Annotated in this window: 5 protein-coding genes and 1 tRNA gene; all 6 read left to right on the top strand. The window is 72.6% G+C overall.

Annotated elements, in window-relative coordinates:
- The first annotated feature begins 214 nt into the window (after window positions 1-214).
- The 6 genes from AB0J68_RS22875 to AB0J68_RS22850 all read left to right on the top strand — a co-directional run bounded on the left by AB0J68_RS22875 (window position 215) and on the right by AB0J68_RS22850 (window position 6853).
- The gene (locus AB0J68_RS22875; RefSeq protein ID WP_363940424.1) at window positions 215-2338 is read left to right on the top strand and encodes an MMPL family transporter; all 2124 of its coding nucleotides are present in this window, start codon (window positions 215-217) and stop codon (window positions 2336-2338) included.
- Window positions 2328-3566, top strand: a complete 1239-nt coding sequence (locus AB0J68_RS22870) for an FAD-dependent oxidoreductase (RefSeq protein ID WP_363940423.1) — start codon at window positions 2328-2330, stop codon at window positions 3564-3566. The genes AB0J68_RS22875 and AB0J68_RS22870 overlap by 11 nt, the downstream gene beginning before the upstream one ends.
- 54 nt (window positions 3567-3620) lie before the next feature.
- The gene (locus tag AB0J68_RS22865) at window positions 3621-4568 is read left to right on the top strand and encodes a hypothetical protein (protein WP_363940422.1); all 948 of its coding nucleotides are present in this window, start codon (window positions 3621-3623) and stop codon (window positions 4566-4568) included.
- The gene (locus tag AB0J68_RS22860) at window positions 4565-6253 is read left to right on the top strand and encodes an insulinase family protein (RefSeq protein ID WP_363940421.1); all 1689 of its coding nucleotides are present in this window, start codon (window positions 4565-4567) and stop codon (window positions 6251-6253) included. The genes AB0J68_RS22865 and AB0J68_RS22860 overlap by 4 nt, the downstream gene beginning before the upstream one ends.
- Before the next feature lie 61 nt (window positions 6254-6314).
- Window positions 6315-6391, top strand: a tRNA-Ile gene (locus AB0J68_RS22855).
- Window positions 6392-6613: 222 nt separating this feature from the next.
- Window positions 6614-6853 (top strand): hypothetical protein, encoded by a 240-nt coding sequence (locus AB0J68_RS22850; RefSeq protein ID WP_363940420.1) that lies wholly within the window; start codon window positions 6614-6616, stop codon window positions 6851-6853.
- The last annotated feature ends 366 nt before the right edge of the window (window positions 6854-7219 follow it).

Below are 7219 nucleotides of genomic sequence, written 5' to 3'. Positions count from 1 at the left end.
CGCGAGGCGCGAGGCGCGAGGCGCGAGGCGCGAGGCGCGAGGCGCGAGGCGCGAGGCGCGAGGCGCGAGGCGCGAGGCGCGAGGCGCGAGGCGCGGGGCGCGGGGCGGAATGGGAGGTTTGGGCCGCTTGCGGCTCGCGTGCCCGGCAGGATGGGCGATGTCGACCTAGACTCCAGCTGCGTCGATTGATGCGTCGATTCGTGGGGTGAGCGCAATGTCCGGACGAGGCGGCTTCGGCCGGGCCACACTGGTCGCGGTGGCGGTCGTGCTGGCCTGGCTGGTGATCGGCGGTGTGGCCGGCCCGTACGCCGGGCGTCTCAGCGAGGTCGCCACCAACGACAACGCCGCCTTCCTGCCCACCGACGCCGAGGCGACCCGCGCCCAGGACCTCGCCGGCGGCTTCGTCGACCGGCAGACCGTGCCGGCGCTTGTCGTCTACGAGCGGTCCGCGGGGATCACCGACGCGGACCGGCAGCGGGTGAGCGCCGACGCTGCCCGCTTCGCCCAGGTGCCCGGCGTGGTCAACCCGCTGCCCCCGCCGATTCCCAGCGAGGACGGCCAGGCACTCCAGGTCGTCGTGCCGGTGGACGACGCCGAGGGCGAGGAGATCGGCTCGGTCGTCGAACAGTTGCGCGACATCGCCGGCGGCGACCGGGACGGGCTCACCGTGGACGTCGCCGGCCCGGCCGGCCTGCTCGCCGACCTGATCGAGGTCTTCTCCGCCATCGACGGGCCACTGCTGCTCGTCACGCTCGTGGTGGTGCTGATCATCCTGCTGATCGTCTACCGCAGCCCGGTCCTGTGGATCTTTCCGCTGCTGGCCGCCGGAATGTCGTACGCGCTGGCCTCGGTCTTCGTCTACCTGCTCGCCGACGCCGACATCGTCAAGCTCAACGGCCAGGCACAGGGCATCCTCACCGTGCTGGTCTTCGGCGCCGGCACCGACTACGCGCTGCTGATGATCGCCCGCTACCGCGAGGAGCTGCACCGGCACGACCGCCCGTGGGACGCGATGCGCACCGCGTGGAGGGGCGCCGCTCCGGCCATCATCGCGTCCGGCGGCACGGTCATCGTCAGCCTGCTCTGCCTGCTGCTGTCCAGCCTCAACTCGAACCGGGCGCTCGGCCCGGTCGCCGCCATCGGCATCGCCGCCACCCTGCTGGTGATGCTCACCTTCCTGCCGGCGTTGCTGGTGCTGGGCGGCCGGTGGGCGTTCTGGCCCCGACGTCCCCGAGCCGACCAGGCCGACCCGCGGGCCGAGCACGGCATCTGGAGTCGCATCGCCGGTTTCGTGGCCCGGCACGCCCGACCGATCTGGCTGAGCACCGCCGTCGTCCTGGCTCTCCTCACGCTCGGCCTGACCCAGCTCGGCGCCACCACCCTCGGTCAGTCCGACCTGTTCACCCAGCGCACCGACTCGGTGGACGGCCAGGACGTGATCGCCCGGCACTACCCGGCCGGCACCGGCAGCCCGGCAACCATCTTCACCACCGAGCAGAGCGCACGGCAGGTGGCGCAGGTGGCCCAGGGCGTACGCGGCGTCGCCGACGTCCGTCCGCTCTCCAGCGGCCCGCAGACCGGCCCGCCCGAGGAGAACGCCGCCCCGAAGGTCGTCGACGGGCGGGTGCAGTTGGAGGCGACGCTCGCCGACCCGCCCGACAGCGACGGCGCCGAGCAGACCATCCGCGACCTGCGGGTGGCCGTACACCAGGTGCCCGGCGCGGACGCCGTGGTGGGCGGCTTCACCGCGATCAACGTGGACACCTCGGACGCCGCGAAGCGCGACCAGAACGTCATCATCCCGGTGGTGCTGGTGGTCATCGCGGTCATCCTGGCCCTGCTGCTGCGGGCCCTCCTCGCTCCGGTGCTGCTCATCGGCACGGTGCTGCTCAGCTTCGCGGCGACCCTCGGTCTCTGCGCGCTGCTGTTCCGCCACGTCTTCGACTTCCCCGGCGTGGACTCGTCGTTCCCGCTGTTCGCGTTCGTCTTCCTGGTCGCCCTCGGGATCGACTACAACATCTTCCTGATGAGCCGGGTCCGCGAGGAGTCGGTCAAGCGGGGCACCCGCGCCGGTGTGCTCGCCGGCCTCGCCGTCACCGGCGGGGTGATCACCTCCGCCGGCATCGTGCTCGCCGCGACCTTCTCCGCCCTGGCCGTCCTGCCGCTGGTGGTGCTCGTCGAGCTGGGTACCGCCGTCGCGATCGGGGTACTGATCGACACGATCATCGTCCGGTCGCTGCTGGTGCCCGCGCTCGCGTACGACATCGGGCCGAAGATCTGGTGGCCGGGCCGCTTGTCCCGGGCGAACGGCGAGCGGGAGGCGCGCGATGCTGGCTGAGACCGACGTGGTCGTCGTCGGCGGGGGCCTGGCCGGCGTCGCCGCCGCCCGCCGGCTGCACCGCGCCGGCGTGCCCTGGCGGCTGCTGGAGGCCGGCGGCCGGCTCGGCGGCCGGGTCGCCACCGACGTCGTCGACGGCTACCTGATCGACCGCGGTTTCCAGGTGCTCAACACGGCCTACCCGCGGCTCGGCACGCTGCTCGACACCGACCGGCTCAACCTCGGCTACTTCACGTCCGGGGTGCTGGTGCGCCGGGGCGACGACCTGCTACGGCTGGTCAACCCGCTGCGCGAACCGGCCGGCGGGCCGCGTACCGCGCTGGCCGGCGTGGGCTCGCTGCTCGACCGGCTGCGCTTCGCCGCGCTCGCCACCGGCTGCGCCACGCTGCCGGTGTCCCGGCTGCTCTCCGCGCCGGAGACCAGCGCCGAGACGGCGCTGCGCCGCGCCGGTCTCTCCGACGCGATCATCGAGGAGCTGCTGCGGCCGTTCCTGTCCGGCGTGTTCATCGACCGGGAGCTGGCCACCTCCAGCCACGTGCTCGCGATGGTGCTGCGCTCGTTCGCCCGGGGCCGGATCGGTCTGCCCGCCGAGGGGATGGCCGCGCTGCCCCGGGCCATCGCCGACCCGCTCCCCGCCGACCTGCTCGACCGGGACACCCCGGTCGCGCAGGTCGCGCCCGGCCGGGTCCGCACCCAGGCCGGCGACATCCGCTGCCGGGCCGTCGTGGTCGCCGTCGACCCGCCCGCCGCGGCCGCGCTGCTGCCGGCCCTGGCGACGGTACGCATGCACAGCTACACCACGTACTACCACAGCGCGCCCGAGCCGCCGCTCGCCGAGCCGATCCTGCTCGTCGACGGTGACCGGCGGGAGATCGTCGCGAACACGGTGGTGCTCAGCAACGCCGCCAGCACGTACGCGCCCGCCGGACGGCACCTCGTGGCCACGTCGGTGGTGGGTCCGACGGCCCCGCCCGAGTCGACCATCCGGGCCGAGTTGACCCGGCTGTACGGTCGATCCACCGCCGACTGGACCCACCTCACCACAGTGGTCGTCCCGGACGCGCTGCCCGCCGCGCCGCCGCCGCAGGGGCGGCTGCGCAAGCCCGTGTCGGTGGGGGAAGGGCTGTTCGTGGCCGGTGACCACCGCGACAGTCCATCGATCCAGGGCGCTCTCGCCAGCGGCTGGCGTGCCGCCGGGGCGGTGCTGAAGGAGTTGCGCGCCGGCTGAGCCCGCCTCGAACGAGGGCCCCGCAGCCGTAGTTGATCACCTATGATCGCCGCCATGCCCGCCCCCCTCTCGGCGCCCACCTTCGATGCCGCTGCCGCGTACCCCGAGGTCAACGACCTGCGCAAGGCGCTCGACGCCGCCGACTGGCCCGCCGTCCGGGCCGTGTTCACCGACCGGGACCCCGCCTTTCACACACTGCTCGTCAGGGAGGCCGGCGACCACGCCGGGTCCGCGGCGTTCCTGCACCGCGTGTACGACGACGACCCCACCGACAGGCTGGCGGGCACCCTGCACGGCACTCACCTCATCTGCGACGGCTGGCGGATCCGCAGCTCCTACCGGGCCCGACACGTCAGCCGGTCGCAGTTCGAACAGTTCCATGAACACCTGCGTCGCGCCGAGCGGGTGCTCATCGACGTCACCGCCCGGTACCCCGACGACGCGGCCGCCTGGACTGAACGGATCATCATCGCCCGGGGTCTGCAACTGGGCCAGAACGAGGCACGCCGCCGCTACGACCGACTCGCCCAGCACCACCCCCACCACGCCCCCGCACAGGCGGCCCTGCTCCAGCAGCTCTGCCCGAAGTGGAGCGGCGACTGGGACCGGGCCTTCGCCTTCGCCCGCGAGTGCGCGCAGGCCGCTCCCGCCGGGGCGCCCAACGCCGTGCTGGTCGCCGAGGCGCACCTGGAACGCTGGCTGGACTTCGACACCGACCGGGAGCGCACCGCGTACGTGCGCAGCACGCCCGTCGTGGACGAGGTGATGCAGGCCGGGCAGCGATCCGTGCTGCACGCGGACTTCGTCGACCGGCCGGGCTGGGTCTGGATCCGCTCGACGTTCGCGCTGATGTTCAGCCTCACCGAGCAGTGGCCCGCCGCCGCCAGCCAGTTCACCGCCCTGGGCAACCTGGGCACCGAATACCCCTGGGCCTACGTCGACGACGCCGAGGGCTTCACGAAGTACCGCGCGAAGGCGTACGCGAAGGGTGGCCAGTCATGATCCAGCACCTGGACGTGGACGGGGTGCCCACGCTGCTCGCCCCCACCGGCGGGCCGATGCGCGCCGGACTGACCTTCCGGGTCGGCACCGCCGACGAGACGCTCAGCCGCGCCGGCATCACCCACCTCATCGAGCACCTCGCGCTCGCACCGCTCGGCCTGGCCGACTACCACGTCAACGGCGTGACCGCCCCGGCGTTCACCATGTTCCACACCCAGGGCTCCGAGGCGGACATCGCGGCGTTCATGACCGCCGTCTGCGGGCACCTGTCCGACCTGCCGGTGGCGCGGCTGGACGTGGAGAAGGACATCCTGCGCACCGAGTGGAGCAGCCGGGGCGCCGCCGCGATCGACGACATCCCGCTGTGGCGACACGGCGCGCGGGACTTCGGTCTGAGCAGCTACCCGGAGTGGGGCCTGGGCGCGCTCACCGCGGACCACCTGCGCGAGTGGGCGGCCCGCTCGTTCACCCGGGAGAACGCGGTGCTCTGGATCGCCGGCGACCGGGTGCCCGCCGGGCTACGCCTCGCGCTGCCCAGCGGCGTCCGTCAGCCGGTGCCGGCGGTCTCGTCGGCGCTGCCGCAGACCCCGGCGTACTTCGTCAACGGCGCCCGCGCCGTGGTGCTCGACTCGGTGGTGCGGCGCAGCACCGCTGCGGCCGTCTTCTCCGGCGTGCTGGAGCGGGAGCTGTACCGGTCGCTGCGCCAGGAGTCCGGGCTCTCCTACACCACCACGACGGGGTACGAGCCGCGCGGCGACGGGTACGCCACGCTGCGGGCGCTCGCCGACGCGCTGGCGGAGAAGCAGGACGCCGTGCTCGGCGGCTTCGTCGACGTGCTCGCGAAGCTGCGGGTCGGGCGGATCGAGCAGGCCGACCTGGACGCGACCATCGCCAAGCGGGAGGACGTGCTCGGCACCGCCGAGATCGACGCCGCGCGACTGCCGGGGTACGCCCTCAACGTGTTGACCGGCGAGCCGAACCTCAGCATCGACGAGCACCGGGCCGAGCTGAAGGCCGTCAGCCTCGCCGACCTGCGCCAGGTGGCCGGTGAGGTGACGTCGTCCGCGCTGCTCATGGTGCCGGGCGGGCTCCGCGCCGACTGGGCCGGCTTCGTCGCGGCGCCCACCCACTCCAGCGACACGGTCGACGGCACCACGTACGCGGCGAAGCAGGGTGCCGGCGCGCTCCGCATCGGCGTGGACGGGGTGACCTACCTGGGCACCGACGGGCCGCTGACCGTCCGGTACGCCGACTGCTCCGCGATGCTCGCCTGGCCCGACGGGGCGCGGCAACTGATCGGCTCGGACGCCATCGTGCTGCACGTCGAGCCGACGATGTTCAACCTGCACCCGGCGGCGCTTCCGGTCATCGACGCCCAGGTGCCCGCCGACCGGCACATCGCCATGCCGGCCCGCACACCGGACTCCATCCCGCAGCCGTCGGCCGCCGAAAAGCCGGCCGCAACGCCCGCCGACCGCCCCTGGTGGGAGATCGCGGCGATCGTGGTCAGCGGCGTGGCCGTCCTGTTGGCGGGCGCGGTGAGCCTGCTGCTGACGTACGTCATGGTCGCCGCCGGCACCGAGCCGGGCGAGGAATGGCTCTGGGGCGTCGTCGTGGCGGGCTGGCTGCTCACTGTTATCCTCGCGTTGCCCATCGTGCTGCTGTGGCGACGGCGGCGGGGATGAGGCGGGGCCACACCGGTGCTGGCCCGTGATCCACCGAGCGGGATAAGATCCGCGCGGTGTCGGGGCGGTAGCTCAGCCGGTTAGAGCAGGGGACTCATAATCCCTCGGTCGCGGGTTCGAGTCCCGCCCGCCCCACCAGCGGTTTCCCAGGTCAGTCGTGCTGCCGACGACCCGGACGGACCGCGTCGAGGTCCGGACCGACGCCCTCAGTCCGCACTGAGTCCGCAGCAGCCCGACCCGCCGCCAGCAGGCCGAGCGCGGTCGGCGCCCCGGCCGATTGCAGACCGCGCCAAGCACCGGGATCCGACGCCTCCGACGGGGATCTTCGACAGAGATGGGCTTGAGGGGGAGGCGTGGTACGTGCCAGATGAGGTGTTCCCCAGCGATCTCTCCGGCCACTTCTGGGCAACGCTGGAACGCCGGCCGGAACTCGATCGATGGCGCTTCGAGATCCTCGACTATCAGAACAACGTCCTGCTCAGCGGCTTGGCCCGAAGCGAGCGGCAGGCCGCAGCCATCGTCAACGCATGGGACCAGGTGATCGCAACGTCGCACGACGAAGAGGATCCCAGCATGGGTTGGGTTGATGATCCGGAATGACGGGTAACCCGTCGTCCCAGGGACGTGCGGTCCGCATCTGGTCCACAAGAGGCCGGGGCTCGGCTCGGCGGCGGCGGTGTTCGCCGCTACGCTGGCGCGTTTCGAGCGGCACGAGAGGTACCAGCAGTTCCTCCGGAACCCGACGCAGATTGTCAGATTTACGGGATGGACCAATCGAACATCCGCACCGGCAGGAGTACAAGAACGACGGTCGCGGCGACGGCGAGCAGAACGCGCACGGTGCGAAGACCTCGCCACCACGGGATGATCCAGAGCAGCAACCAGTCTGCCGGGCCGGCCGGCCATGCTTATGGAGCACCAGGTCCTAGAAGACCTCGGGGCTCCGCCCCGAACCCCGACCCTCCT

The sequence above is a fragment of the Micromonospora sp. NPDC049580 genome, assembly GCF_040675595.1.
In the GTDB taxonomy this organism is placed as follows: domain Bacteria; phylum Actinomycetota; class Actinomycetes; order Mycobacteriales; family Micromonosporaceae; genus Micromonospora.
Note: the sequence above shows the minus strand (reverse complement) of the source record. Positions and strands in the feature narration are given on the sequence as shown.